Source organism: Nitrosovibrio sp. Nv6 (assembly GCF_900110495.1).
In the GTDB taxonomy this organism is placed as follows: Bacteria; Pseudomonadota; Gammaproteobacteria; order Burkholderiales; family Nitrosomonadaceae; genus Nitrosospira.
In genome coordinates this window covers 1-26835 of the sequence record NZ_FODX01000004.1, presented here as the reverse complement: position 1 = coordinate 26835, position 26835 = coordinate 1, and the positions used below count along the sequence as shown (strand labels likewise).

Below are 26835 nucleotides of genomic sequence, written 5' to 3'. Positions count from 1 at the left end.
CTACTCATCCTGATTATTTCCAAACCCATATTTATCTTTACGTAACAAACTGGCAGCATCCAGTGCATTACGCACTGCCTCTAGGTATGTGTGACCAAATCTACGGTCCGGCTCAAGGTAGGCGCCTTCCGCCCACTCGTTCCAGGCATTTACGAAAATCAGCCTTTCATCCCCGTATTGCTGCATACGGGTCTGTTCAATCATCTCCTCCAGCCAAGCCTGAAACGCGCCCGGCGTTGCGCGTTCAAAGCAGAAGCTGTTGTTTTGTCGCCGTGCCGTGTTATCCCATCCAGGTATAACACCCCTGAATCGCGTGTACGCTGGCGCTTCGCGAGTTGCGTAGCGCACCGCAAGATCGCGATAGTCGCCAACGCTTCCTGCAAAATCCGGGTTAATAATTTTCCCCGTAGGCGCCTTTTGTTCAGCAAGCCCTTGCGGCGGAAACTCCACGGCAGCATCGCATCCATATTCCTTGGGGTGTTTGTTGGCATGAACCATCTCCATAGATTCCACCATTGCGATATAAATCTCACCAATACCTTGCTCTATGCAAATGGTGCGCCAAAGCGCTGCTGTTTCGGAAAAATTCGGAAATAATGTGACACGATAGACGAGAATGAGGGGGCGTCCATCAATCCGGATATAGCGCCCATCCCGGAAGTACCTGATCAGATCCATTACAACCGCCTCGTCATCGCCGGAGGAATGTGATTGATCGATTAACACCTCTTGATCCTGACCATCCCATCGGCGCGTCCAGTTTTCGTTAGCCCAGCAAAGGCAGAATGGGAAGTCAGGCTTGCCGGTTTCAAGCATCTGCTCTATAGGACGATCGAGAAGGCGCTTGCCGTCGAACCAGTAGTAATAGAAACAGAAGCCCTCAACGCCGTAGCGACGTGCGAGCTCAGCCTGTTGTTTCATGACTTCAGGCAGGCGCAAATCGTAATAGCCAAGGTCGGCTGGGAGACGTGGCTGGTAATGGTTCACAAAATTAGGCAGTGCTTTGGTAACATTAGCCCATTCTGTAAAGCCGCTACCCCACCATTTATCATTCTCTGGAATAGGATGGAATTGCGGTAGATAAAAGGCTATAACCTTGGGCACCATTGAACCCTCCAGGCGATTTAGCCATTTGTTTTGAAGTGTGACGAGATTTTTTGAAATACAACGCAGCTTGAAACTTGTGTCAATCGTGCCCGTCGTTTTGGAAAGATGATGCACGATGGTTGTCGCCGGGTTGTAGTAGACGTAATATCCGGCTTCCTGAACTCTCAAACACAGGTCGCTATCCTCGCAGTAACAGGGTAAGAAATCTTCCGAAAATCCACCGAGTTGCTTTGCCAATGAAGTTGGCAACATCAGGCAAGCACCAGAGACATAATCCACTCGTCGTGTATAAGAGAAGCGTGCCTGAGAAGAGTCTTCATTGAGACCGACCATGTCAGCGGTTCCATCCGGGCGAAATACTGCACCAGCTTCTTGCAAATGACCACTGGGATAAACAAAACGAGGCCCCACCGCACCAACATTCGGGTACAAATCAAACGTGCCTAGCAGGGTGTTCAACCACTGAGGAGTGGTTTGGACGTCGTTGTTCAAATACACAATAAAATTCCCCTGCGCATGCTCAAGAGCATGATTACAGTTTCGCAGGAAACCCAGATTGCTTTCGTTACGGACAACGCGCAAATGAGGTATCGAACTGATTACCTGCGCTGTTTCATCGGTGGAGGCATCGTCAGCAACGATAACTTCATAAGAAACTCCAGGATCAGTATGCGCTGCAATCGAAAGCAGGCATTCAAGTGTGAGTTTAAGGTTATTGAATACCGGGAGAATGATGGAAACGTCCGGCGCAGCTATCAGGGCGGGTAATTTCACTCTTGCCGCCGCAGATGCAAATGACTCATTCCCAATGTCGATCAGTTCCAACGGAGAAGGCGATACTTGCGAAAGTCGGTGAGCCTTAATTTGGGAAATGCGCGATTTTACGGCGTTATAGTCGTTCCATTCCCATGTGCCATCGGTGCAAGGGAGAGTGGCAATTGCCCCGGGAACCATTGAAATAGTCGGCGCTATTGGCTCTGAAGTAGGCCAGTCCGTTTGAATCCGACGGTGCTCTTTCCAGCGTTGGTAGGCATCCAATCGCACAAACGCGAAACCAAATACGCGGAAAACGGTGGTTTTCAGCTTTTGTTTTTTTAGAGGCGCAATGGGTAGCGCACGATATACGGCAATTGCTCGGCGGAGAATCGAGGCTGGTACACGGTGAGCTATATAAAATGTTTGATTAATGAAGTGCTTTGCCTGTTGCGGATTTAACAGCCGATAACGGACTTCGCGCTTGGGAAGGGTCAAGCGTCGGCGAACTTCGCGCAAGGGAAGGGTCAAGCGCCATGAGTTACTTTGGGCGATGCTGGAGATTTGCTCTTGCGATTCTTTGAGCTTTGCTGCAAGTGTGTCGCGCTCGGCTACTGCCGCATTTCGTTCAGTCACTGTCGCAGTGCGCTCAGCCACTGTCGCAGTGCGCTCAGCCACGATATTAGTAGGCAAAGACTGCTCTGGCAACCAATTTAGAAACTCTTCTGATGAACACCCTCCCACTTGTTGCTGAACGGCAGTCTCCAATTTAATGAAGCGTAAAAAATCTTCATCTGTATAAGAATAGCCTCCCGCATCTAACGCTGATTTAATAAATGTACGCCGTGTAAAGATGTATCCTGATGAATTCTTGCCGAAATACATGACAGACTGCATCATCAGTAATAACGAACGAAACAGGAGCCAGCCGAGTTCCATGTCAATCTTCAGTGACCATTCGATATCAATGACAACAGGTCGTTCGTCATGATCGACAATGATGTTCTGCGGAACTATGTCAAAAAAATTACCGGGCAATTTATCAGCTAATAGTGACAGTGATGTAGCAACCGAATTTCCCTTTTGATTAGCAATCAGGGAGAGCAAATTTATATAGCGGCGAATGAAAGCGCCTACCTCTTCAATAGACCATCCGTCGCGGGTAACTATTTTGACAAACTCCCAAGACAGAGGTACGCCTTCTGCATAGATCGTTTTTTGTGGGCATGCAAAGTTGATGATTTTGTTTATCCCATCATCATGATCATCATGCTGGCGGCAGCCTATCATGTGATAGTTCACTATTATCGTATTCTCGTCAAAATGCTCGAATACGGTTTCTTTGCAATAGTGGGGAGCTCTGCCAGTACTGTAGTGATACCCTAACACCTGCGGCCTGATGACTTGTTGTTGCAATGGCGATGCTACAGCCAGGAAAGAGTTGGCCATATCCAGAGCTAATCTATTTTTGAATACTTCCGGCCAAGTCAGTTCCAGTGAAAAGTTCGTGTTCGACGGGAGCTGAGGGTCGCGCCTTATACTTTGCCATGCCAAGGCAGCGCCATCAAATCTTTTGCTGGAAAGACCCTCAACTGTCAAAATCGAAACGGGCAGTTTGTAATCAGGAAACGGAGCCAGGAATTCGATCGTAGCGAAGTCTGCTTCTTTTAGTAAATCAGCCAGTACGGCCCGGCCAAAAGTTTGCGGTTGATTTGCCGCATAGCGGCCCTCAATGCCATACATGGGTTGGCCGAGATGATCTTCCGGTGCACCGGCAAAGTATTTCAGTCCTAACTGGTTTTCAATGGCAATTATCAACTTGCCTTCCGGTTTTAGCAGAGACCGAACGCGTTGGAGCATGGTAAGCGCCGGATGCTCGCTGACTGTAAAGAGATTGGCATATTCCAGGACCCCGATAAGGGTAATCACATCAAATTGGCGGTCACTTTGAAAATGATCGAATCTTTCTGCCAGCACCATTACATTTTCAAGGTCTCGTGTTCTGGAGCGAGCGATTCCTGCGCGCCGGGGGCCGCCCTCAAGGGCGAGAATGTTTGCACCAGATTCGCCAAGGTAACGCGTGATTGCGCCGCAGCCGGCGCCGATCTCAAGAATGTCGCCCGTGAGCGCAGCAGCAAATGGTCGCAGAATATTGGCGCGAGTGCCCGATAGATGATAGAGCGACGGCCAATCAGTACAATGTTGCCGTAGCTCTGGAGAAAAAACCGTAATATCAGATGCGCGATCAATAATCCCGGCAATACGAAGCTCGGCTTCATCGCCGTCGCTGTACGCGATTCCGGCGTATTCAGAACGAGTCCATATCTTCAAATCGGTATCAAAAATATAACCTAATGCTTGAAGGTAACTTTCCTGAGAACTCATTTTGACTTCAAAAAATTTAATTTAATTTTGCAACCCAATGCCGCTTATTCTTTCCACTAGGAATTCACTCATGAAGTAAGTTGAATGCCACGGCACGAGCGTATGCGAATCCCAACCGTTAACGGCACCGTTTTCTCCAAATCCATCATATTGCCGATGCCAACCAAAAGCCTTTCGCTCAGCCTCCATGCGGGGAAGCCTATCGTGAAAAACTTTTCTATTTGCTTGTAAAGCATTTCGCAACGGGTAATGTTTCGTCAAAAACTTCAGGGGAAAAATATTCCTTCCGTGAAATACTGCATCATGTCCGCCACTGCTGGCCAAGTCCACCTTAGCCATGTTCTTCCATGCTTTAATTTGTTTGAAATGTCCGGGCCTTCTACCAAACTCGAAATGATTTAAATTATTCTGATAGTTATTAGATACCTTGGACTGACGCGTCAAGAAGCGAAAATCAATAACTGTAAAATCAATAGCGCTATATCCAAGTCTATCCACATGTTCGATCGCATCCTTTAATGAAATGCCGCTCCACGGGCTACAGCGTATTTCATCGGCGTCATAGTGCATCACCCAGTCTACATTTAGTTTTTCTGAATATTCTGCTGTTTTTTCCAGTTGTAATTTCCACTGATATTCACCAATACGTTTATCAGGAAATCTTGCCGCATGCTGCACTTTTCCTAAACTTCCCAGTTTATTTATAAGTTCCCATGATCCATCCGTAGACCAGTTATCAAATACGTGCACCTCTACACCTTGCAAGTTCAAGTACTCAATAACTTCCGAAAGAATATCCGATTCATTGAAAGTATGAATTACTGCTGCGACACGAAATTTTTGTGTACCGGATACAGGACTGATCGCATGCGTTCCTGCTATCGTTAAAATCGTTGATTTTAATTCGTGAATATCTGTATTGATTGTATGGCCATAAAAAGGAATATCTTCAAACCCAGAATCATGCATGAATCTCACAAACTCTGAAGCGTTCCATTCCATCGTGTGCGCAGGGTTTGCGGGCGGTCCATTATCCAGCCAACCGCGTGCTCGATCGCGATCCGGTGTTGAGATCAAAACATAGGGAACTAATTCGGCCAGACGGGCAAGAGCCCTCATTAGTTGATCCGGTTTTCTAAGGTGTTCTATCACGTCGGAACATATGACGATTGATCTTTCGAGTATTTTGCTTGGAATTATTGGGAGTCCATTTTCAAGATCGAATTCTATAAATTCAGCGTGAGGTATGGACTGTCTAGCCAGATCAAGCGCTGGAGCATAATCAATGCATATAATTTCATAGTCTTTGCCGAATACTTTGAGTTTTTCCCCGGAACCACATCCAATATCAATAATTGATGTTGCTCCGCACCTTTCTGCTAAAAAACAAGCTAAATGATAAACATGTGGCTGATATGTCAAATGGTTAGGTGAATCAAGGTAATGATCATGATTTTGGCGAATTCGATATGTCGAAGGTAAAAAATAGTTCATATTTAGATATCCCTATCTGTACGCATTTCTATAGTAGCATCAGCTACCGCAACATATCCACTTTGCATATGTAGTGGATCCTCAGTCCGAACGCGAAAAGGAAATAGATCATAAATATGACATAACACGGTGCTCGCATTTGATACGCCGTCATCAATGCCGATTGTTATCAAGTATTCACCAGGGCGAAGCGGAGGCATCGTAAATTGATATTTAAACTGAACTACTTCTCCAGGCGCTATCTTGTCCAAGCTGCACCGAGTCGCGAAACTATTGAAATGAATAACAGGTTCATTTAAATTATTAAGGATCCCCAAAGCTAGCAGTGGGGATGATACAAACTCTCTAAACTCAGCTTCAAATTCAACGATTATGATTATTGGCTGGCTCTCTACTTCTGTTAAACCAAACCCCTCATTAAATCCGATACGAAAGCGGTTAACGTTAACCATTCCAGGATTTTTTATGTTTTTGCAATTACTCAGCGACAACCAATTTTTATTGCTGTTACTAGGTTTCTCGTCTTGAGGTTGAGCCGCCTTCTCATCACAATTATCTTGTTGAGTTATATCACTGGCCGTAGATAGTCCATGGACCATTAGGTTTGTATAAGCACGTGTTAAAGATGCAGGCTTGCCTTGGGCCTTGAGGCATCCCGCCTCGAGCCATAGGGCGGATTTACAGTAGGCGTCAACTTGACTTAAGCTATGCGTAACAAAGAGAATGGAACAGCCGTTTTCTCTCAATTCATCAAATCTTCTAAAGCACTTATTTTGAAAACGGATATCACCCACTGATAACGCCTCATCTACGATAAGAATGTCCGGGTCTACCTGTGCCTGTACGGCAAAGGCAAGGCGTACCGACATGCCGCTCGAATAGGTCTTGACGGGTTGATCAACAAACTGGCCGATATCGGCAAAAGACACGATGGCATCAAGACGGTCATCGATTTCTTTGCTAGTTAACCCGAGCACTGCGCCGTTCATGTATATGTTTTCGCGCCCGGTAAATTCCGGGTTAAAACCCGAGCCCAGTTCCAGCAGGGCCGCGATACGGCCATTCGTTTCCACAGCTCCAGCGGTAGGTGCCAGGGTGCCGCAGATGATTTGCAGCAGCGTGGATTTACCTGATCCATTTCTTCCAATGATACCAACAGTTTCGCCCTTTCTGATTTCAAAAGAAACGTCTTTAAGAGCCCAGAATTCCCGATAATATTGTTTCTGGGACTGACCGACGAGCTGTTGCATGCGCGGGTACAGTGATTGCTTGAGGCGATGATGCGGTTTGTCGTAAATCTGATAGCACTTGGAAAGATTCCGGACGCAGATGACGATATCATTCGAACTTACTATTGCATCCCCGCCCCCGCCGATCTTCTCATTACTCAGCGGCTCTCTTTTTCCTTCTCTCTCAAGATGAGATGATCTATCAGAATTTTCGATATTTTCAGCTTCAGAGAACATCGGCAAATCCCTTTCGCGTCTTTTGGAACCAGGCAAAACCAGCCCAGGCAGTTAACATCCCAGTTGCGGTCATCACGCCCCATTGTCCAATATCGGGTAATTGTCCAAAAACGAGCACTTTTCGCCCTTCCTCAATGATAGAAGCGAGCGGATTCAGTTGCAGCCAGCCCTGATATTTGACCGGCAAGGCACTCAAAGGGTAGAACACTGGGGAAAGAAATAATAATACGGTAGTGAACATTCCAGTGACCTGCCCAACATCGCGAACAAATACACCGAAGGCCGCGAGAAACCATGCAAAACCCATCGCAATCAAAATCAACGGAAACAGGACGAAAGGGAAAAGAATCACAGTCCAAGGTATAGGGTGGCTTAGTATCAACTGTGCAAGCAATAACACGCCAACGCTGATGGCCGCGTGGAACAGCGCCGAGCCGAATGCGACCCAGGGGAGTATTTCCAGTGGGAAAATCACTTTCTTGACGTAATTGACGTTAGAAAGGATCAATGCGGGGGCGCGGTTGACGCATTCCGCAAACAGTCCGTGCACAATCAAGCCGACGAACAGAATAATGGCGAAATCCGCTTTGCTTTCTTCTCCCCCTACACCCCAGCGCGCTTTGAACACGACGGAAAATACAAACGTATAAATTACGAGCATGAGCAAGGGATTGAAGAATGACCACGCGATGCCCATGACAGAGCCCCGATAGCGTCCTATGACTTCGCGTTTTATCAAGGCGGTGATCAAGCCTCGATTACGCCAGAGGCTTGCAGCCATTTCACGCGGCAAGATGGAAAAGTTTTGCATTGGATTGGATGATAAAGGATTTGGCTGTACTACTTCGGCAGCAAACTGAACGACATTGGCTGCGGGTATCGATTGCTTGAATTCAACGATTCCACCGCGTGTCTTATTGCTCCTTGAGTCATGCCAGTATGCCGTTACGCGAAAGTATCAAAAGCGAACGGCGTCTCGGCCGGATAGGATCGACACCCATCCAATCGATGATCCGTCTAGGCAGACACAGCATAACAAAAAGATTTTACCCCATTCAAGTAACTTTCGCGGTTAACTTTCGGGTTGCCACGGGAAAATGTTCAGCTCTTGAGACAGGCAATTCCCCCTGCCGCTTCATCTACGACTACCCATCGGCCCATCAACTTCATCAACTCCCAAAAATAACCATGCAAATATTTTTTCGCACACGCTTGCTTTTCGTTGAAACTTGAATATAATTACGAATCATTCTCATTAATAATTGCGGAAGTGACCCAAATGGCTAATTTACTCACAGTTCCGGAAACCAACGCCGATAAACAGAAGTTCGCCATGGTGGATCGGACAAAGCGCATCTACAGCGATACCCTGTTTTCGCATGGCGACGAAGTATTTATTCAGCATCAGGGCGAGCAATACCGTTTGCGGCGCACCCGCAACGGTAAGTTGATTTTGACCAAATAGTATAAATAGTAGACTTAGGGCGCTCATCATGTATATTTGTGTCTGCAAAGGTGTTACCGATTCCGCAATCCGTGAAGCTGTCCGCCAGGGCGCCGACCGGATGCGGGATTTAAAGACCTGCCTGGGCGTGAGCGAGCAATGCGGAATATGTGCCTGTCACGCCAAGGAGGTGCTGGAAAAAGCACTGATGCAAAAAACCTTGACGCAACATCATCCCACATAAACCCACTCGTTTATTCGAGATTCTCGCCTGAGGAGGCACAATATGAAAAGCAGCGCAGACATCATCCAATGGTTAAACCGCCAGTTACAACATGAATTGACGGCCATCAATCAATATTTTCTTCACGCCCGCATGTATAAAAACTGGGGGTTCGACAGCCTGGGCAAAAAAGAATACGAAGAGTCCATAGAGGAAATGAAGCATGCCGATGCACTGATAGAGCGTATCCTTTTTCTGGAAGGATTGCCCAATCTGCAAGAACTCGGCAAGCTCCTGATTGGTGAAAAGGCTGAAGAGTGCGTTGATTGCGACCTCAAGCTCGAAATGGTTTCGCGCGAGACTTTGCTTGGCGGCATTGCCGCCTGCGAAGCAGCCAAGGATTACGTGTCGCGGGAGCTTTTCAAGGAAATTCTGGAGGATACCGAAGAACATATTGACTGGCTGGAAACGCAGCTGGACGTCATGCAGAAAGTCGGTATTCAGAACTGGCTGCAAAGCCAGATGTAAATGCATCCGTTGCCGCTGGTTGCTCCTCATCCAGCGGCTTTTTAGCCAGCCAGCCCATGCCAGGGCAAGCCAGCTTTTTTTTCTGCCTTGCTTCGGAGTATGGGCTGTGGAACAGCTTGACACAACGACCTCAGCGAACGTGGCGGCCTCTGCCGCCTCAGGCGCCGCTGCCTCTTTTCCGATTGCAGAAGCACCTCACCCCGACGTTATGCTGCGCGCTTGTCTTCGTGGTGTAGATGCCATATCCGCTTATTTGCTATGCACTCTGGGACGAGAGGCCATTAGCGGGGCTGCGCGCAATCACTCCGATAACGCTCACCGTTCCCCCGGTTTCCCCAGTGTCCCCAGTTCCCCCAGTTCCCATATTCTCAATAACTCTTTCACCAGTCGCACACAGAAATTGCTGGGAAAGAAGTTCGGCCGCCTCGTTAAATGGTTTTTCGGGACCGACATGAAGGCTCTCTTCATAGGGCGGACGGGGTTGACCAGGACAGCCCGCCTTGGGAAAAGCAAGTCTCGCATTGCCGAATTGAAATCAACCAACAATCAGCAAGCACTGCTTGAGCGTATTGATTTACTTGAGCGCAAACTAGCCGATGCTGAAGCTCGCCTCGTGTGCCCGACCCCCAATACAGGTGAAACAGGCGAAACGGATTGGATTCCACTGGTCAAAGTCTCTGCCCCGGCTACCGTAGCGCCCACCGCAGAGTCCGGACAATATCGCAACACTTGCGATGAGACACAAGCAGGAGCGTGCCAAGGTTTCAATCTCGCCGGACGTTGCGTGCTGTGCGTAGGCGGGCGCGCCGCGCTGTACCCAGCATACCGCCGGGTTGTGGAGACTTCCGGCGGTAATTTACTCATCTACCGCAGCCCGCGAAATGGCGCCGACCATCTTCCTGCGCTGCTGGCTCACGCCGATATGGTGGTTTGTCCGGTCGATTGCGTAAACCACTACACTTATTTTACTGTAAAGCGCTACTGTAAACGGTCGGGCAAGCCCTGCGTATTGCTCGACCGTTCCGGCCTGCCCACTTTTCGCAAGGGAGTTGCCACACTGTCTGCATTAGCCGCTTCCCTCGCAGGCAGCGATAAGCTCTCTACGGCCGCCCCTTGATATAGGCAGTTATCTTGCAGAATATTAGTCGAAACGCGAACTACGGGCAGCTATCCCTGAAACTGGGGCTGGAAGCCATGACAAAGATGGCAGGGAACGGCAAGGATGGAACGAGCCGCGAGGGGATGAGTTGCGCTTCGCTTCGCCCACGCTGTAAATATAATAACTTTTTGCGATAATGATAACTATGAAACTTGAGGGAAAAAAGAATTCCGGTTATGCAGGCAGAATTACCGCACAGATAGCATTCGCCATGGCCTGCTGGATTTGGTTTCCAGTGCAGGCGGCGCAGGCGGCGGTGAGGGAATACTGGATAACGGCGGAAAAAACCTCCTGGAATTACGCGCCTTCAGGAAAAAACCTGATCAAGCCCGATCACGGGCTCGGCGTCTGGGGAACAACGCTCACATACCCAAAGTACCGTTATATCGGTTACACGGACGGGAGCTATACCAAGCCAATACCACAGCCGCAATGGATGGGAATTCTTGGGCCCCAGATTAGAGCTGTCGTGGGCGATACCATCAAGGTTCACTTTCTGAATAAAACGGACAGGCCCCTTTCCATGCATCCGCATGGGATGTTTTACGACAAAAAGAATGAAGGTGCGGATGGCTCCGGTACGGGCGCAGGCGTACCTCCCGGTAAATCTTTTACCTACACATGGGTAGCCGACGAAGATGCGGGACCTGGGCCGACAGATCCTTCGTCGATCATCTGGCTTTACCACTCGCATGTAATGGAAGAGGAAGAAGCGAATCTTGGACTGGTCGGCACCATCGTCATCACACGGCAGGACATGGCGCGTTCAGCATCCGATCCCGCGCCCCGCGACGTTGACCAGGAATTTACCACCCTTTTCATGATTTTCAATGAAGAGGGGGGGGAAGAAAGCGGGATGAAGCACACAATCAACGGCCGTATTTTCGGCAATCTGCAAGGCTATGAAACAACCCTCGGGAAGCGTGTCCGCTGGCATGTCGTGGCGCTGGGCAACGAAACCGACAATCACACCGTGCACTGGCATGCACAGACCGTACTCGATCACGGACGCCGGACAGATGTTGTTGAAGTCTTGCCTGCCAGCATGACTTCGGTCGACATGATTCCACGTTCGCCTGGCGACTGGCTGCTGCACTGTCACGTCGATGACCACATGATGGCCGGGATGTCCACTCGCTGGCGCGTCCTGCCATGAACAACTGGATGCAAGCGCTCAAAGTACCCCACTTCGAGTAGTCCACTTCGAGTAACCCTCCGTTTCTATTTAAACAATTAATAAGGAAAAAAACTTAATGAAACTCAGGCATATTATCCATGTTTCTAGTATGGTTATTGTCGGCGCCTTGCTTAGCTTCAACGTGGCAGCCCATGCATTGTGGCTGGAAGGTGACAACGCCGCTACCAAGCTTTATTTCGGCGAATATCCCGAGAATGTGCGCGAAACCTCACCCGGCCGGCTCGACAGCATCATTGCCCCGAGGGTGGCCTTGATCGATAAGAACGGGGTCGAAAAATTGGTCGAAGCAAGCCGCCAGTCCAATTACTTTTCGATACCTCTTGGCGCAACCGTCGGTGCTACCGTATTGGTGCAGGCGCTCAAGCAATCCATACGCGAGCCGCAGGGCGAAATCCCATCTCCTACCTACAGGCGGTTTCTCTATGCGCGTCTGGGCAAGGGCGGCAGTTTGCCACTCGACATACAGGATACCGGCAACGTGCTGCGCTTGACCTTCATGGGCAAACCCGTGCCCAAGGCTGAGATCGTTGTTATCGCGCCAAACGGTTGGGAGAAGCATCTGCGTACGGACGAGAAAGGGGAGGCAACCTTTACGCTGCTGGAGCCGGGCCTCTATGTGGTCGAAGCGAAATACGAGATGAATAAGCCGGGGGAGTTCGAGGGCAAGGCATACGCCATCGAAAGCCATAAGGCTACGCTTAGCCTTTATAAATGAGCGCACTGCAATCCAGCGCCCAGGGAACCGCGCCGGCCGCGCCAACTGTACAAAGCATGCCCCAGCCACACCCTGCACGTCCTGTTTCCGAGCCGCGCGGTTACCTGTTCTTGTCGCATGGAATGAAGCGCGGCCGTTTTCTTGTCTGGCTGCGCCGTACACACGCCTGGATGGGGTTGTGGGGGGCGGCGTTGGGCTTGCTGTTTGGCACATCCGGCATTTTGCTTAACCATCGCAGCGAGATGAAAATCCCCCTCGCGGCACAGCATGAAACCCGTCATACGCTCGCTCCGCCAATTGGCAGCCTCCAGTCGCCCGAGGCATTGGAAGCATGGCTGCGCGTGAAATTCAAGTTGCCCCATGCCAAGTCCCGTATTCAGAAAAAACCCGGCGGGCCGGTTCCATGGGGCGGTGGGCAGGTCATACAGCCGGAAAACTGGCGCATCACCCTCATCGCTCCCAATCTCAGCCTTAATGCGGAATACTGGAGGGGCGATGCCGAGGTGCATGTCGAGCAAAAAGAGGCCAACGCCTGGGCGACTCTAGCCAACTTTCACAAGGGAAGCGGGATGTCCAATGTATGGATATTGCTCACCGACACATTGGCGGGGGGCCTGCTGGTGCTCGCAATAACCGGCACATTGCTGTGGAGTCGTCTGCACGGCCCCCGGCTTCTGGCAGCAGGATTGATCGGCACTACCCTTACTGCTGCCGCGGTTCTTATGCTCACCACCCTATCTTTATCGTAATGTAATCCGTCTCCGGTGTATCGCAGGATAGCAGGATCGAAAATTGAGGCAGAACGACACCATGTAAATTACACCCTTCCGCCCCGCGTTCTACGGGAAAAGACATCCAAAAGACCCACAAAAGACCCCCATAGCCAGCCAAAGCCTCCCCGCTTGTAGCACGCCAATAATTAAAAAAACAGAGGCATTTTTTCAATGAAACATTTGTCAGGATTCAGATTGAGATACGCTCGCATGGGTCTAATACCCATATTTGGAGCATGGATATTAACACCCTTGGATACCCTAGCCCAGGATAGCGCTGCCGCAGCGGGAAGAGGCGCCGCATTGCCGGAAATCAAGATTACGACTGGCCGGGTCCGTCCCGGCACAATCGAGGATGTGGCGACGACAGGCAGCAAGACAGACACGCCATCGCGCGATATCCCCGCCAGCATTGCCGTCGTGCCGGCCGCCGTACTGAAGGAGCAGGGTGTAATCGAGATGAACGATGCCATGCGCAACGTAAGCAGTGTTCAGCCTCACATGGGCGGGGGCTATGGGTTCGCGAACGCTTTCACTTCGCGCGGATTATCCCTGAGCTTTTTGCGCGACAATATTCCCGATGGGAGCCACCAAAACAACTATTTCCGCACCATGTACGATGTTGACCGTATCGAAGTATTAAAAGGTCCCGGCTCGGCACTGTTTGGCGTGGCCGGACCCGGCGGCAGTATCAACATGATCACAATGAAGCCGCGAAACGATTTTGGCTTGTCCGCAGGCACCATGCTGGGCAGTTTTGGTACGCGCAACGGGTATGTTGACGTGACCGGCGCGATCCCTTATGTACCGAACGTTGCCGGCCGACTGATTGCCAATATGGAGCATACCGATGGTTTCCGGGGGCTGGAGCGCAATATTGTCGAGGCTTCCCCCAGCTTCATCTGGCGTATTGCACCCGATAAAACACTTTTGGTTGACTACGATCATCGGGAGATCAAAATCAAGCCGGATAATTACGGCATACTTTTCGATATCAATTCCAATATAGCGAACGTTTCCCGCGAGACCCGCTATTACAGTCCGTTCAACAAGACCGATCATACAATCAATCGTCTCGGTCTGACTCATAACTGGGCAATATCGGATGCGTTAACCATGCGAACAGCATTTGTCTACGATGCGCGGACGCTGGAGCTGCTGCGGAATGCCGGGGGCGATCAGGGTGACGCAAACGGGATAAGCAGAAGACGTACCGCATATCAGCAGTTCGACAATGCCGGTTACACCATATTGCAAAATGAGTTTATATGGAAAACAGCCACCGGTTCGGTGAAACACACACTTTTAGGTGGCTTCGAATACAAAAATACAGCTATTGATCTTGTTCGCGCTACCTACGCCTTATCCCCCATAAACATCTTTAACCCGGTGCTCGAAACTTCACTGAATGATGCCGTCAGCCGCACGCAAACTTTCGACCGCCGGATCAACAGTAATCAAACGTCGTTTTATGCCCAGGATCAGATCGATTTGACTGACCAGTTCAAGCTCCGCCTCGGCATCCGAAACGACCTCGTGCAGTACAGCGACAAGGGTTTTCAGCTTGTTTCCGGCAATTATGGATACCGGGAAATAGTGCAGACGAAATCTCTGACGACCTATTCCACCGGCGGTGTCTACCAGCCCACTAAAAATTTGGCCTTTTACGCCGGCTATAGCACCGGCGCCTTCATCAATCTTGCAACCGAATCCCAAGCGCTATCCACGGCGCCTGAAACATCGGATCAGATAGAAGTGGGCGCAAAAACCATGTTTCTGGATGGCAAAGCGGACTTGAACGTGGCTTTGTTTCAAACCAGCCGCAACAATTATTTTGTCATCTTGCCGGGTTCCGGCGGTCTGCCGACTCAGGATGGCAAGGATCGAACACGTGGAGTAGAAGTGTCCCTCGGCGTGCGTCCCGTTAGCGGCCTAAGCATTATAGGCAACGGGGTATGGATGGATCCGGAAACGCGAGCAGGCACCGTTGCCACCAATTCGGTACTCGGTGTTACAGGAAGCGTTTTCGGAAACAGGCCGACCGGGGTTGCCACCCACATGGGCCACTTGTGGTCCACCTACCAGATACAAAGCGGTCTTGCACGCGGTTTGATGTTTGGTTTTGGGGTTACATACAAGGGAGATGCCTATGCCGACAGCCTGAATCTTCTCAAGGTGCCCTCCTATGTCGTGCTGGACGCTGCCGTTTCCTATCGCATCAAAAAGGTCGATCTCGCAGTCAACATAAAAAACCTGACGGATAAAACCTACTTTACCAATCCCACGTTTGCCGGCGCATTGCCCGGCAATCCGCTTAGCGCGTTCGGTTCTATCCGCTTCAATTTCAATTAAAAATTGATTTTGAAGAACCCGGATGGGAAGCTGCATATGGCGACTTCCCATCCCATGGCTGAGGGCTGACGAGCGATGCGCGTCCTTCCTGGCATGAGGCCACGCATCCCCACACACCGCCACACCGCACTATTCGCTTCCCCCGCCTCTTGCCCAAATTGGGTTCATTTGCCTGAAATGGACCCGAAATCTCCACAAGCTCTATCGACCAGCCAGCACTTGCAAACCTCATACTGGCAAGGCCACCTTTGGTTCGGATTGAATTATTCCGGATCGAAGCCCGGATGGCGGCGTCCAGCGTATTTCTCCTGGATAGTGGATTAGCGGATAGAAGTCCTCTTTTAAGCGCACCGTCCTGCTCACCGTCCGGTGCGAAAAACGTTTCCACCAACGGTCAATACGCTCGTGCCGGCCATTGCCCCTCATGGGCTGTCTTGATCGTTGTCTTCACTCTTTCATATGACGCTGATATATTTCTCGAGCGGAAGGCTAAATGTCCAAGTGTAATAAGAGTACGTAAAAAATACTTCATCTGCATTAGGTTTCCAACAGGAATTAATGGGAAAAACAGTGGCTGACAGAGCCTTGTGCTGACATGTGAAAGCCGCTCCAGGCAAGGACCTCAGGCGATATCTTCCACTTGGTCCTGTAAGATTTTACAGCTATTCTGGATTCTGGTTCCGTTGTCTCATAGCACCGTCATAAACAACCGACGGGTGCAAAAAATGGGACAGATTATGCTTGCGCAACATGGAAACGGTTCGCTGGATCAGCAGGCGGCAATGGGAATGTACCGACTGAGACACGAAGTTTTTCATGACAGGCTGGGCTGGGAAGTTACGACAGATAACGGAATGGAGCACGACGAATTCGACCATGCAAATCCGGTTTATGTTCTGGCGAAGGGCGATGAAGACGAGGTGCTGGGTTGCTGGCGACTGCTGCCTACCATGGGGCCCAACATGCTAAAGGACACTTTTCCTCAATTACTGCACGGGCAACCCGCGCCACAACAGCCCGACGTATGGGAATTGAGCCGCTTCGCGGTTACGGTTCCGAAATACGAAAGTGCGGGCTTCGGTTTCAGCGACATTCCGGTAAAAATGATGCAAACCCTATTTCTCTTCGCACGGCATAACAAGATCGAGCGTTACGTAACCGTTACCACCGTTGCCGTGGAAAGGCTGATACGCAAGCTTGGCGTCAATGTCTCAAGGCTGGGCGCCCCCATCAAGATCGGTCGGGTTTTAACCGTAGCCTGTTATATCGAGATCGATGCAATCACGGAGTTTGCCCTGTTCGGCACGCTTCCGGAAGAAGCACAAAGGAAAGCGGCATGAATATTCTATTGGTTGGAGAAAGACAGGACACCCGCCAAATTCTGCAACTGTTACTTGAGAAATCAAAACACAGACTGGAGCGGAAATCACTGGACAGCTTCCCTGAACCGGACCTGGAAGCCTACGATATGGTGGTTGTCGACGGCGCGGTGCACGACTGCACCCAGCAAGTGAATCTGCTGCAGTGGATACGGGAAGCAAGGCGTCGCTACCCACATCTACCGGTGGCGGTAATGAACAATGTTGGGCCTCATGTATTCTCCGAAGGTTATGATCAGAGCCGCGACCCCTTGCATACCTGTGGTGTTTTTGAATCGGGCAATGGATCTCTGAACATGCGCTGCCGCTTGCGGGAGATCGCGTTGGGAGAGACGGCCGCACTGATGCGTGATGACTGCGAGCGGCCGTTACTGGAGCCTGTTACGTTTGAATATTCGGGAGCGGGGCGAAATGCGGGTTGAACGTAAAACGCACCGGGAGGCGGATCCGGAACGACTGTTTTAAAAATTTCATAAAACTGTCATGGGAACGCCATCTGCTGCGGGTAGCCTGAGCATGCTAATCAGTTTTTCAGGAATAATTTGGCCATATCCGTTCATGATAGGAGGCAAACGTGAAATCCAGGCTACCCGCATTAATGATGCCGTTCTCTGCGGCCGAGAAAACCACCCGGGCAGGCAATACCGGGCAAGGATGCGCCGCTTCGCCCAGCGGCGACTTCGCTTCAGCCCCAGCGCCAACGCCCATTTCCGCAGTACGTAAGGATAGTGGCTTGGGTGACGGCTCTGCGGCGAATCGATCCGGCACTAACGCTCTTCCTCTTCTTCATATGCCAAGCGGTTTTGAGCCGCGGCTCTACCCAACCGCACCACGCGTAAGAAGTAAAAAGAAGCGGTTTGGATGAGATTCAGGTGCGTGCCATATTTTCCATTTCAGCCCGCGCAGATTCCATCCCGGAGACCTCTTTTTCCCGGCGGTCCCGTTTTCTCTCCTTCCCTCCTCAATACGGGCTGTTCAGAAGCCCGACGATGGATTTCGCCAGGGACAACGCCCGGTGTACGGCATCCGTGCATAGCGCGTTTCTGAATGACTATCCGTATTAAAGCGGCGGGCATGAACCTTGCTGAGGCCGCATTGCAACCCGATCATGTGTCAGCGTCAGTGGATACGAACGACATTGACACTATGTGCTCGCTGATGGAGTTCTATGAATCCGATCCGGTCCTGGATGAAGAAGAAAATGAAATTGACCTGATGATCCAGCTGAGCGGCATGGTTTACAATGAAATGCGAAGCGACGAATAGCTCTGATGAATAGCCACATTTACACTTGCGATCCGGCTTTAGCTGCCAGACGTCCTGCCGGAGATGGGGATAATGCCGCCTCCTGTTTTCCCCCTCATCCTGAAGGAATTGGAAATAACAGCTTATCCCGCCTCTCGAAAAGTATTCTTTCCGTAACTGCTGGAAGAATCAATTCCCAAATCACTCCGCAATGCTCCTGCGATCAACTCTTCGGAATCTCGTACACACCTGTTTTACCCGTCCTGCGCAGCATTTTATTGACTTCGTCGGCATGCATTTCCTCCTCGACGATGAGACTGCGCGCATAGTCCTCCAGCAGTACCGATTTGCCTTGAGTCAGTTCCAGCAACTGGTAATAGGCTGCGCATGACTCGCTTTCGTGCGCCAGCGACTCCCTCAGGATATCGCCAATGTCCTGGTGATGCTTCTCCAGCAAAGGTCCAATGGCAAGCGAAGGATAACCGCCCAGCAGAGTAACGAGTTCACCTGCTTTATGCGCGTGCAGCAATCCCTCTTCCGCCTGTTTCTGAAGCCATTCCACCACCGGAATGCGGTTGTAGCCGTAGACCATCAACGAATAATGCGTATAACGCACCACACCGGCGAGTTCCAGCTCCATGATCTTGTTTAACAGTGCAATTGCCTTGTCTTTATCGAAGTCCATGAGTTTCTCCTTTGCAGTGGCAGGAGTTGCAGGATGGGAACGGGTTGTCTCGTAAGCCGCAGCGAGCTGCATGCGCGCAGTTCATCGATTCGGCCCACCTTTCTTGCTTCTCAGCTTTTATGGAAAGGCTGGCTGCCCTTCACAGGGTTTCGCCATGTGTGTCAAGATATTCGGCGACACCCGCAGGACTCGGTTTCATGCCGGGGTCGCCTGCTTTCCAGCCGGCAGGGCAGACTTCACCGTGACTCTCATGAAACTGCAATGCGTCGACCATGCGCAGCATTTCGTCCACATCGCGCCCCAGCGGGAGGTCGTTGACCACCTGGTGACGTACTACGCCCGTTTTGTCGATCAGGAAAGATGCCCGCAGAGCAACATGATCAGGGTGACTGATGCCGTACGCGTGCATGATTTCTCCCCCCACGTCGGATACCAAAGTAATGCCCACCGGACCGATGCCGCCCTTGTCTATGGCGGTATTGCGCCAGGCATAATGGGTGAACTGGGAGTCCACCGAAACGCCGATTACCTCCACGTTTCGTTTGCGGAACTCTTCCACCCGGTGGGAGTGGGCGAGGATTTCCGAGGGGCAGACAAATGTGAAATCCAGCGGATAGAAAAATAGCACCGCATATTTGCCCGCAATTTCAGCATGAAAGTTGAAAGCGTCATTGATGGTGCCATCCGCCATAACAGCAGGTTTGGTAAAGTCGGGTGCGATACGCGTAACAAGTACAGACATTGACATTCTCCTATTTGATCGGTTGAAATCGCCGTGTGTTCCACGTTTTCAATAAGTATGCGACTCGGCCTCCATAGTCTATCTTTTTCCTGGAGTTTTTTAACTGTTTTACCGGATCAATTATCACATTTTTATACTCCATATCCTGTGCTCTCATCTGTGCGGCGCACCGCATAACATTTGCAAGTTTCCGTGAGAAGCAGTGTGCAGAATTAAAAATTGTAAATCCACCGGTTCAATAGATCGCGCGCCGCCTCGGGAATTTCGGAAGCAATCATTCCTATCGGGCCGCCATGCTGTGCATGCAACACGTCGGCTGCCGCCCCATGCAGATAAACGGACAGCAACAGTGCATTTTCCGGACTTAATCCTTGTGCCAGGAAAGCACCGGCGATGCCGGACAATATATCGCCTGTGCCCGCGCTGCTCAAGCCCGGATTACCGCTGATATTGATATACCGTTTACCGCCCGGTACGGCGCAAATGCTGCCGGCGCCTTTTAACACCACACAGCAGTTGAAATTCTCTACCAGGCTCGCCGCAGCGGCCATGCGGTCACCTTGAATTGTTGATATATCGGTATTAAGCAAGCGTGCCGCCTCGGCCGGATGAGGCGTGAGAATGGAGGGAGCCTTACGTTCGTGTGATCGTTTCCGCAACAGATCTGCAACTCTGGAGTGCGTTGCGATAAGATTTAAAGCGTCGGCATCCAGCACCAGCGGCAGGTCCGATTCCAGCGCATAACTCAGCCAGAAGCAAGCGTCCGGCCCCGACCCCAGTCCGGGACCGACAACCAGGCAGTTCAGATGACCCAGCTTGAATAATTCGTGGATCGGTCGCAGCATCAACTCGGGGTGTGCCATGTCTACGCCGAGCGCATCGCCGGCAATCAAGCCGAGATACACACGGCCCGCGCCTAGCTTCAATGCCGTAGTTCCAGCGAGAAGTGCCGCCCCGACCATTCCCGCCGATCCGCCGATTACGCCGGTGCTGCCAAACATACCCTTATGACTATTGGCGAGACGAGGCGGCGGCAGCAATTTTTGAGCGTAAGCGTGATCCACCACCCACGAACTGGGTGCCTCATTTAACCGGGGGGACGACGGGGTCGGCAGGGACGACACATCAAGATCGAGGTCGCGCAGAAAAATTTCCCCGCAGTAGTCGGGACCCTGATGAGTCAGGAGGCCGGGTTTCAGGCCAATGAACGTGACTGTCATGGCAGCCCTGACAGCTGCGCCGCGGACATTTCCCGTATCGCTGCCCAGGCCGCTCGGGATGTCCAGCGCGAGCACCGGCAGCTTCATGCTGTTAATTGTATGGATCAGGGAGAGATATCGACCCGTCAGCTCCCGCCCGTCCCGAGGGTCAAGGCCAGTGCCGAACAAGCCATCTATCACCGCATTCCATATTTTGCCGCCAGGAATTTCCGATAGTATCTCTCCCCCTGCGGCAAGCCACGCATCCAGCATTTGCCTCGCGTCATCCGACAGCCTTGCGCGCTCTCCGGTAAACACAAGCGTGACCTTGTACCACCAGGCGTTCAGATAGCGGGCAACGACAAAAGCATCGCCGCCGTTGTTACCAGGTCCCGCCAACACCAGCACCCTGGTTCTATCCTGGATTAGCAGCTTGTCCCGGGCAACTTCAGCAGCCGCCAGACCGGCTTTTTCCATCAGGGGAGGACGATCGGGTAACGCAGCGGCAAACCGCTCGATTTCGCGAATCTCGGCGGTAGAGTAAATGGCGGTGGAATTATGTTCTGGTGCGCTCATGCTAGCGGCTTATAGAGGACGCCTCTGTATAAATATCATTTTTACCTGCGTCCGACCGGCAGGATTGCCGTTGTTTAAACTTCGTGGATGGCAGCGTCATTCCTTCCTAAGGAAAGCGTGCGTCTTCAAAATCGCCACTCTGCAAGTTTCCCACATTTTAGGCGGAATATCGGTATTTTTGCCCTGCTTTACGAAAGGATGACATGGAGAATGCTAAAAAATAAACTGGCAAAATAAAGAGATGAATATAATAAAAAGACGTTCCCAATAATACCGAGACGGGGTTTTCGGAAGAGAGGGGTTTTTAGAAGAATGAGCGATGCGACCCTTGGGATTTGAAGGCTCAGAAAAAATCTCCCTGGGTGGCAGCCTTCATGAATATTATTCCCAGTGCCCGGAATGACTCATACTTTCGAATTTGCTGCCCGCCTCGTCAGCGTATCATAGCGAGAGCGGATTCATTATGGATTGATCCGTGGTTTTGACTGGCCGGAATTTAGATCTCCTGAATATTGGGTGCTCAAGAATGGAGCGATGTACCTATTGCTCAAGCTCATTAACTGTGTAAGCTGGTAAAGCATTTAAATAGAATGTTGCGGCAATCCTGCCGGATATGCCGTGATGCCGATTACTGATATTGGAAAGGGAGATTCAACCATGAATAAGAGAGAACTTGTTGATGCAATGGCCGCCAAGACCGGCGGTAGCAAAGCTGAGACGGAACGCGCGATCGGCGCACTGATCGAGGTCATTTCCGACACGCTGAAAAAGGGCGATTCGCTATCCTTGCCTGGTTTCGGTTCCTTTGAGGTACGGGAGCGTCCCGCACGTATCGGCCGAAATCCCAGGACGGGTGAAGAGCTTAAGATTGCTGCATCCAGGGTTCCTGCATTCAAGCCGGGTGCAACGCTCAAGGCTGCGGTTAACGGCAATGGCAGGTAAGCAACGCCATCTCCCTTTCAACCGCTCCTCCAGATGAATCCTGAAAACGACTCGGCGGCGCAATCCGCAGGAGGGCGCACCTTATTGAAGACGGCACTGGAAAAAAACCAGGACGTGAGGGAAAAGATAGAGGACTGCGCTGCTGAGCTTTCGACTGTTAATGAAACGGTTAAGAAGGAGATGGTGGCCGGCATTACGTTGCAGCAGGCAAAAAAAGCATTGGCACAAAGTGAACGGGTGGAAGATAAGGTGCAGGATTGCGCCTCCAAGCTTGATGAAGTCAATAGCGTTCTGGCACAGGAGATCGACGACCGCAACAAGCTTAACCTTGAATTCATGGAAATCAAGGGAAAGTTGGTAGCAACGGAAAATATCCTGTCAAATACTCAAGACGTTATGGCGATTGCACAGGAGGTGGCGGAGGAAGCAAAACAACGCTCATTGTGGGATGTTGCTACAGGCATCCCGAATCGGGAGTTGTTCAGCGACCGTCTTGAACAGGCAATTGCTCTCGCCAGGCGGAACACATGGGTTTTGGCAGTGATGTTTATCGATCTGGATCGCTTTAAACTGGTTAACGATACATATGGACATGCCACCGGTGACAAGGTATTGCAGACCGTGGCGCAACGATTGCACCGGCGGGTTCGGGGTGAGGATACCCTTTGCCGCTACGGCGGTGATGAGTTTCTTTATTTGCTGGTGAATCCCAAAAGCCTTCAGAATATCCAAAGGATAGCGGCCGAGGTGTTCGATTGCATCGCACAACCTGTAATTATTGATGATCTGACCCTTACCATGCAACCTAGCATCGGTATTGCTGTGTATCCACATGATGGAAATACAGGTTTGGAATTGGTGGCGAATGCCGATGCTGCCATGTATCGGGCAAAAAAAACGAAGGCGGGTTATACATTGTTCGATAACGTCGACGATCATTCTTCACTTCGACCCTGACATCAGGAAGTGACGCTACTCCAATATATACCCCCATAAGTTTGTTACCGAACAGATTCAGCATGCACATCGTCTTAAAATACTTCTTGACGGAGTAAGTTGATAAAGTTATTCAGAAAGGCGCAAGAGAACTTTTTGTCCTCATTCCCAGGAGATGATATGAGCTATGAGCATAATGCTGAAGGTTTGGATAAAATCACCGAAAGTAAAGGGCCTGGCCCCAGGTTGATGGGTGCAAACTGGCCGATAGGAGAGAATGTCTACAACAGCAAGGGCGAAAAACTTGGGGACATCAAGGAAGTAATGCTTGATGTCGACAACGGGCGCGTTGCTTACGCAGTATTATCCTTCGGAGGGTTCCTCGGCATCGCCGACAAACTCTTCGCCGTGCCCTGGAATGCGTTGACTCTGAAACTGGAGACGCTCGATCAGCGTTTCCTGCTCGAGGTGGAGAAGGAACGCCTCGAATCGGCGCCGGGATTCGATAAGGACAATTGGCCGGACATGGCAAACGAAGCCTGGAGCACCCAGTTGCATTCGCACTATGGGAGCAGACATTATCTAAGTAATACACACGAGTAGACGGTTTATGCGTGCTGGCGACGAGAAGGGAGTTTTTAGAGTAGTTGATGAATAAGATGTCGTAAGTAGTAGCGGTTAGTCTGACGACTACGTTCGATACTCTTTCTTGTGCTTGCACACCCGTAGACTGCATGACCGCCATCATCCTACCGGTGGTTATCATCATTATCTGGCGCCTATTAGCGTCGACATGTTGCTGTTGCTTATAGCCGGTTGGATACTGGCTTATGCTCGTATCTTCTTCCTGGACTTTGGCGTACGCTGGACCTCCGACATGGCGAGCAACTATTACAAGACTGTAGTGGAGGGTCGCGGTATCACTATTTGCGCGGTATCGCCCGCCTTGACGCGTAGAAGAGGTGCTACGCCTTCTTCAATTCAGACATAGACTTCGGATTGCAGGGTGGCCGTAACCGTGGTGCCTCTTAAAATTCTCGTAGAAAAAACGTAGTGGGACAGGGCATGGGACGCAAAGACACACTCAACTTGGAAGGTCAATGGCTCGGATGCTGCCACAAGGTGAAGCGCATCTATATCGAGCTTGATAACCGTGTAATCCACCTCATCATTCAAAATGTGGTGAAGGAGCTTGCTCCTCACCTGTGATGCTGCTTCCGCCATTATTGCGACTGGCCAAGTAGGATATTCAGGAAAATGGCCCGCAAAACGATCCACAGATAAGGGACGGCTATGCGCAATTAGAGAGAGGCCCATCGGGGATTCGAATTCCAATGCAATGGGCTCTTTATAGGGAGAGCTATCATCTGCCGCGACCGGGTCAGTTTGATAGTGTTTAAATAAGCGTGAGAAAACGGATTCTGGCAATGCCTTGTATTCGCAGTGAAGAAAGGCAATGGGTTCGCCATTCATGACAACCGCTTCCGCGATCAGGGATCGCCGATCTTCGGAAATAACCTCTGCGACTGCTTTGAATATCCCCGTCTTTCTTCGATTCTGCGCCCCTGGCAACATTCGGAGGTGGCCTTTCGTTGCAAGATAATATGTGCGCTGGCCGGAGTGCTTCAACATTGCTGCGCAGGAACCCAGAATTGCCAAGTGGCGCCCGGCTTCAGCCAATGTCAGCGGTCCTCGCTCATAACCAACATGTTGTTCAGCAACAAAAGTACCGCGGACTGAAGCGGCGCCCTGTTTCTCCAATTCGTTGAAAGCAAAATAGGGTTTCTGTACAGCGATATGTTCGCAAACCGTGGAAATATCCATCTTCTGCATGAGCTCGATCTCCTAAACTCAGATTGTTATCCATCTCCCTGAATTGCCCGGTTTTAGTAGATACTCTGCAGTCGGTTAAAATGAAATACTAGTTTTCTAACTCTACCGGAGAAACACTGTTCGCATAACCGTGACGTCGTTTCGGGTTGTAGAATATCTCGATGTAGTTAAAGGCATCACGCTGAGCTTCGCCCCTCCCTGTCGAGATAGGTCTTGCGGCAGATTCGCTCTTGTTTTAGCAGTTGGAAGAAGCTCTCTGCCAACTGCATTGTCGTAGGAATTTCCCCGGCGGCTCACTCACTGAAAACAGTGCTTTCGGGGACGTCCCATGGCTCACCAAATCATCTCTGGTGAAATCCGATATGCATCACGCCTATAAGCTTGAGTCGATATCCACAGGGAATACGAAAATAACAAGTTATTCTTGTTTGTCAATGAAGGGGTTGATTTAAGCTGAAGGTTAGTTATACTTTACTTTAATGTCAAGTTGATCTTTATTTTGGGGTGAGGAGATTTTCTCGAGCTCACAGAATTAGTGATTGCCGGGTTTTTGCCAGTACCTAGGGAGGTGGCAGTGCCAAGACCGAGTCTCCAGTCTAGCCATTGGCATACACAGCGTTACTGTTCCTGGAGGAACCAATAGGGGATTGATCATTTATGGCGCGAATAGAACTATCCGATGTCTCGACTTTTGATGATGCTGAATCTGCGCAGCACTGTCGTTTTCCTGCTAACTTAACCCGAGCACTGTTACGGACAGGTGGCTGCACTGCAGCATTCCTGGATCTTGGAATTGCACTTCGCACCACTCATCTCGATGCAAAACAGTATGAGTTGGTTATCTTGCGGGTAGCAGCATTGAGCCATAGCGCTTATGAGCGGATGCAGCATCTCGAACCAGCTCGACAGGCAGGATGGTCTGAGGCGGAGATTGCCGCAATCGAGCAAGGGGATGGATCTCTCCTGGATCCTCGCTCAGCAGCATTGGTTGTCTTTGTGGATGATTGCGTGCAGAACGTGCGCGTATCTGATCAGTCATTCATGGGTATTCGAAAATATTTGTCGGAGAACGCCGTTGCGGATGCGACCCTTCTGGTAGGGTTTTATATGATGACAGCCAGGTTTCTGGAGACGCTTGCCGTCGATCTCGACGAGGTCGCGTGCGATGTTTTATTAAACCGATGACAAAAGCTTTGCCGGAAAGATTCAGCACAAGATTGAGGAAAGGCCAAGATCGATGAGGCCCATCCAGTGCGTCAGCTCATGCAGGGCCACACTGTAAAACTCAATCTCGGAGGCAAAACGGGTGCGTACCGGCACGTAAGTTTCATCAGTCGAGGGACGGTAAAACGCATTTTCGCCTGCTTCATGGATAACGGCGCCAGAATGAATGAATTAAAACTTCTTGGCTGCATCGATCTGCTGAAACTCATTACGCGGCTCGTCGGTCTGTGGCTTTTCAATACCGTCTATCTGATCAAGGTTGAACAACCAGAATGGTTTTATCAAGCGAATCGACTCGGCTTTTTCGGTGCTGTCGCCTTCGTTCTCCGACTCGCGCTCAAGCGTCTTGAAAAAAACGCACGTAATGCTCTTCTCACCTTTGCGCACTTGGCCGCCCATCTCTGCCGCTTGTTTGTAGGTCAGCCACCGGTCGCTTGAATAGCCGTGAGTCATGGTCGATGCCCACAACAAAAGCAC

Annotated in this window: 27 protein-coding genes and 1 pseudogene; 16 read left to right on the top strand and 12 right to left on the bottom strand. The window is 50.6% G+C overall.

The genetic code is table 11. From position 1 onward, the window contains the following. From BMX66_RS10015 to BMX66_RS10000, 4 genes are read right to left on the bottom strand one after another with little or no spacing between them, the layout of a single operon-like run. A complete protein-coding gene (locus BMX66_RS10015; RefSeq protein ID WP_090881758.1) occupies positions 1–4245 on the bottom strand; it encodes a glycoside hydrolase family 99-like domain-containing protein in 4245 nt (1414 codons plus the stop codon). 21 nt (positions 4246–4266) lie between these two features. Beyond that, the gene (locus BMX66_RS10010; RefSeq protein ID WP_090881756.1) at positions 4267–5739 is read right to left on the bottom strand and encodes a methyltransferase domain-containing protein; all 1473 of its coding nucleotides are present in this window, start codon (positions 5737–5739) and stop codon (positions 4267–4269) included. Between the two features lie 2 nt (positions 5740–5741). Beyond that, positions 5742–7205 carry an ABC transporter ATP-binding protein gene (locus BMX66_RS10005; protein WP_090881754.1) on the bottom strand — a complete coding sequence of 488 codons (1464 nt, stop codon included), beginning with the start codon at positions 7203–7205 and terminating at the stop codon, positions 5742–5744. Then, the gene (locus BMX66_RS10000; protein WP_369826979.1) at positions 7195–7986 is read right to left on the bottom strand and encodes an ABC transporter permease; all 792 of its coding nucleotides are present in this window, start codon (positions 7984–7986) and stop codon (positions 7195–7197) included. The genes BMX66_RS10005 and BMX66_RS10000 overlap by 11 nt, the downstream gene beginning before the upstream one ends. Before the next feature lie 498 nt (positions 7987–8484). Here BMX66_RS10000 and hemP point away from each other — a divergent pair, with 498 nt between their 5' ends. From hemP to BMX66_RS09950, 10 genes are all read left to right on the top strand, one after another. After that, complete coding sequence (hemP, locus tag BMX66_RS09995; protein WP_090881749.1) at positions 8485–8670, top strand: hemin uptake protein HemP; 186 nt, start codon at positions 8485–8487, stop codon at positions 8668–8670. A 28-nt stretch (positions 8671–8698) separates the two neighbouring features. Beyond that, entirely contained in the window at positions 8699–8893 is a 195-nt protein-coding gene (locus BMX66_RS09990) for a (2Fe-2S)-binding protein (RefSeq protein ID WP_090881747.1), read from the top strand. 42 nt (positions 8894–8935) lie between these two features. After that, positions 8936–9400, top strand: a complete 465-nt coding sequence (gene bfr / locus BMX66_RS09985; protein WP_090881745.1) for a bacterioferritin — start codon at positions 8936–8938, stop codon at positions 9398–9400. 106 nt (positions 9401–9506) lie between these two features. Next, a complete protein-coding gene (locus BMX66_RS09980) occupies positions 9507–10517 on the top strand; it encodes a DUF2325 domain-containing protein (protein WP_090881743.1) in 1011 nt (336 codons plus the stop codon). Positions 10518–10704: 187 nt separating this feature from the next. Continuing rightward, positions 10705–11715 carry a multicopper oxidase domain-containing protein gene (locus BMX66_RS09975; RefSeq protein ID WP_255398898.1) on the top strand — a complete coding sequence of 337 codons (1011 nt, stop codon included), beginning with the start codon at positions 10705–10707 and terminating at the stop codon, positions 11713–11715. A 97-nt stretch (positions 11716–11812) separates the two neighbouring features. After that, positions 11813–12472 (top strand): DUF4198 domain-containing protein, encoded by a 660-nt coding sequence (locus BMX66_RS09970; RefSeq protein ID WP_090881741.1) that lies wholly within the window; start codon positions 11813–11815, stop codon positions 12470–12472. Next, positions 12469–13221, top strand: coding sequence for a PepSY-associated TM helix domain-containing protein (locus tag BMX66_RS09965; RefSeq protein WP_090881738.1), 753 nt, complete (start codon positions 12469–12471; stop codon positions 13219–13221). Before BMX66_RS09970 ends, BMX66_RS09965 begins: the two co-directional genes overlap by 4 nt. A gap of 276 nt (positions 13222–13497) precedes the next feature. Beyond that, positions 13498–15597: a TonB-dependent receptor gene (locus tag BMX66_RS09960; protein WP_255398897.1), complete on the top strand. Its 2100-nt coding sequence runs from the start codon at positions 13498–13500 to the stop codon at positions 15595–15597. Between the two features lie 725 nt (positions 15598–16322). Further along, positions 16323–16937 (top strand): acyl-homoserine-lactone synthase, encoded by a 615-nt coding sequence (locus tag BMX66_RS09955; RefSeq protein WP_199679316.1) that lies wholly within the window; start codon positions 16323–16325, stop codon positions 16935–16937. Then, complete coding sequence (locus tag BMX66_RS09950; RefSeq protein ID WP_090881736.1) at positions 16934–17398, top strand: response regulator; 465 nt, start codon at positions 16934–16936, stop codon at positions 17396–17398. Before BMX66_RS09955 ends, BMX66_RS09950 begins: the two co-directional genes overlap by 4 nt. Before the next feature lie 109 nt (positions 17399–17507). Here BMX66_RS09950 and BMX66_RS09945 read toward each other — a convergent pair whose 3' ends face one another. Beyond that, the gene (locus BMX66_RS09945; RefSeq protein WP_090881735.1) at positions 17508–17744 is read right to left on the bottom strand and encodes a hypothetical protein; all 237 of its coding nucleotides are present in this window, start codon (positions 17742–17744) and stop codon (positions 17508–17510) included. Between the two features lie 279 nt (positions 17745–18023). Here BMX66_RS09945 and BMX66_RS09940 point away from each other — a divergent pair, with 279 nt between their 5' ends. Continuing rightward, positions 18024–18242 (top strand): hypothetical protein, encoded by a 219-nt coding sequence (locus tag BMX66_RS09940; protein ID WP_090881734.1) that lies wholly within the window; start codon positions 18024–18026, stop codon positions 18240–18242. A gap of 202 nt (positions 18243–18444) precedes the next feature. On the opposite strand, the gene BMX66_RS09935 is transcribed toward BMX66_RS09940, so the two are convergent. The 3 genes from BMX66_RS09935 to BMX66_RS09925 form a co-directional block, all read right to left on the bottom strand. Continuing rightward, positions 18445–18906, bottom strand: coding sequence for a ferritin-like domain-containing protein (locus tag BMX66_RS09935; protein WP_090881732.1), 462 nt, complete (start codon positions 18904–18906; stop codon positions 18445–18447). Positions 18907–19045: 139 nt separating this feature from the next. Beyond that, positions 19046–19648, bottom strand: coding sequence for a peroxiredoxin (locus BMX66_RS09930; protein WP_090881730.1), 603 nt, complete (start codon positions 19646–19648; stop codon positions 19046–19048). 212 nt (positions 19649–19860) lie between these two features. Continuing rightward, positions 19861–21423 (bottom strand): NAD(P)H-hydrate dehydratase, encoded by a 1563-nt coding sequence (locus tag BMX66_RS09925; protein WP_090881728.1) that lies wholly within the window; start codon positions 21421–21423, stop codon positions 19861–19863. Between the two features lie 657 nt (positions 21424–22080). On the opposite strand from BMX66_RS09925, the gene BMX66_RS09920 reads away from it, so the two are divergent. The 4 genes from BMX66_RS09920 (at position 22081) to BMX66_RS15660 (ending at position 24292) form a co-directional block, all read left to right on the top strand. Continuing rightward, entirely contained in the window at positions 22081–22365 is a 285-nt protein-coding gene (locus BMX66_RS09920) for an HU family DNA-binding protein (protein ID WP_090882056.1), read from the top strand. 84 nt (positions 22366–22449) lie between these two features. Then, positions 22450–23322, top strand: coding sequence for a GGDEF domain-containing protein (locus tag BMX66_RS09915; RefSeq protein WP_158593414.1), 873 nt, complete (start codon positions 22450–22452; stop codon positions 23320–23322). Between the two features lie 159 nt (positions 23323–23481). Further along, on the top strand, positions 23482–23904 hold the full coding sequence (locus tag BMX66_RS09910) for a PRC-barrel domain-containing protein (protein WP_090881724.1): 423 nt from the start codon (positions 23482–23484) through the stop codon (positions 23902–23904). 112 nt (positions 23905–24016) lie between these two features. Next, a complete protein-coding gene (locus BMX66_RS15660) occupies positions 24017–24292 on the top strand; it encodes a hypothetical protein (protein ID WP_177168777.1) in 276 nt (91 codons plus the stop codon). On the opposite strand, the gene BMX66_RS09905 is transcribed toward BMX66_RS15660, so the two are convergent. Both BMX66_RS09905 and BMX66_RS09900 read right to left on the bottom strand, forming a co-directional pair. Further along, on the bottom strand, positions 24283–25134 hold the full coding sequence (locus BMX66_RS09905) for a hypothetical protein (protein ID WP_090881722.1): 852 nt from the start codon (positions 25132–25134) through the stop codon (positions 24283–24285). The genes BMX66_RS15660 and BMX66_RS09905 overlap by 10 nt on opposite strands. An 88-nt stretch (positions 25135–25222) precedes the next feature. Then, a pseudogene (locus BMX66_RS09900) lies at positions 25223–25431 on the bottom strand (IS3 family transposase); the annotation flags it as partial. Positions 25432–25791: 360 nt separating this feature from the next. Here BMX66_RS09900 and BMX66_RS09895 point away from each other — a divergent pair. Next, positions 25792–26319 carry a carboxymuconolactone decarboxylase family protein gene (locus tag BMX66_RS09895; protein ID WP_090881720.1) on the top strand — a complete coding sequence of 176 codons (528 nt, stop codon included), beginning with the start codon at positions 25792–25794 and terminating at the stop codon, positions 26317–26319. Positions 26320–26340: 21 nt separating this feature from the next. Here the strand turns inward: BMX66_RS09895 and BMX66_RS16145 are convergent, their stop codons facing one another. Beyond that, positions 26341–26526, bottom strand: a complete 186-nt coding sequence (locus tag BMX66_RS16145; protein WP_158593416.1) for a zincin-like metallopeptidase domain-containing protein — start codon at positions 26524–26526, stop codon at positions 26341–26343. A 3-nt stretch (positions 26527–26529) separates the two neighbouring features. Next, positions 26530–26835: ArdC-like ssDNA-binding domain-containing protein (locus BMX66_RS09890; protein WP_143058221.1), on the bottom strand; the 306-nt coding region annotated here is incomplete at its 5' end.

Excerpts from the sequence above, each read along its gene's own strand:
- BMX66_RS10015 (WP_090881758.1), bottom strand. The coding sequence starts at position 4,245 with ATGAGTTCTCAGGAAAGTTACCTTCAAGCATTAGGTTATATTTTTGAT.
- BMX66_RS10010 (WP_090881756.1), bottom strand. The coding sequence starts at position 5,739 with ATGAACTATTTTTTACCTTCGACATATCGAATTCGCCAAAATCATGAT.
- BMX66_RS10005 (WP_090881754.1), bottom strand. The coding sequence starts at position 7,205 with ATGTTCTCTGAAGCTGAAAATATCGAAAATTCTGATAGATCATCTCAT.
- BMX66_RS10000 (WP_369826979.1), bottom strand. The coding sequence starts at position 7,986 with ATGGCTGCAAGCCTCTGGCGTAATCGAGGCTTGATCACCGCCTTGATA.
- hemP (WP_090881749.1), top strand. The coding sequence starts at position 8,485 with ATGGCTAATTTACTCACAGTTCCGGAAACCAACGCCGATAAACAGAAG.
- BMX66_RS09990 (WP_090881747.1), top strand. The coding sequence starts at position 8,699 with ATGTATATTTGTGTCTGCAAAGGTGTTACCGATTCCGCAATCCGTGAA.
- bfr (WP_090881745.1), top strand. The coding sequence starts at position 8,936 with ATGAAAAGCAGCGCAGACATCATCCAATGGTTAAACCGCCAGTTACAA.
- BMX66_RS09975 (WP_255398898.1), top strand. The coding sequence starts at position 10,705 with ATGAAACTTGAGGGAAAAAAGAATTCCGGTTATGCAGGCAGAATTACC.
- BMX66_RS09970 (WP_090881741.1), top strand. The coding sequence starts at position 11,813 with ATGAAACTCAGGCATATTATCCATGTTTCTAGTATGGTTATTGTCGGC.
- BMX66_RS09965 (WP_090881738.1), top strand. The coding sequence starts at position 12,469 with ATGAGCGCACTGCAATCCAGCGCCCAGGGAACCGCGCCGGCCGCGCCA.
- BMX66_RS09955 (WP_199679316.1), top strand. The coding sequence starts at position 16,323 with ATGGGACAGATTATGCTTGCGCAACATGGAAACGGTTCGCTGGATCAG.
- BMX66_RS09950 (WP_090881736.1), top strand. The coding sequence starts at position 16,934 with ATGAATATTCTATTGGTTGGAGAAAGACAGGACACCCGCCAAATTCTG.
- BMX66_RS09940 (WP_090881734.1), top strand. The coding sequence starts at position 18,024 with ATGACTATCCGTATTAAAGCGGCGGGCATGAACCTTGCTGAGGCCGCA.
- BMX66_RS09935 (WP_090881732.1), bottom strand. The coding sequence starts at position 18,906 with ATGGACTTCGATAAAGACAAGGCAATTGCACTGTTAAACAAGATCATG.
- BMX66_RS09930 (WP_090881730.1), bottom strand. The coding sequence starts at position 19,648 with ATGTCTGTACTTGTTACGCGTATCGCACCCGACTTTACCAAACCTGCT.
- BMX66_RS09925 (WP_090881728.1), bottom strand. The coding sequence starts at position 21,423 with ATGAGCGCACCAGAACATAATTCCACCGCCATTTACTCTACCGCCGAG.
- BMX66_RS09920 (WP_090882056.1), top strand. The coding sequence starts at position 22,081 with ATGAATAAGAGAGAACTTGTTGATGCAATGGCCGCCAAGACCGGCGGT.
- BMX66_RS09910 (WP_090881724.1), top strand. The coding sequence starts at position 23,482 with ATGAGCTATGAGCATAATGCTGAAGGTTTGGATAAAATCACCGAAAGT.
- BMX66_RS09905 (WP_090881722.1), bottom strand. The coding sequence starts at position 25,134 with ATGCAGAAGATGGATATTTCCACGGTTTGCGAACATATCGCTGTACAG.
- BMX66_RS09895 (WP_090881720.1), top strand. The coding sequence starts at position 25,792 with ATGGCGCGAATAGAACTATCCGATGTCTCGACTTTTGATGATGCTGAA.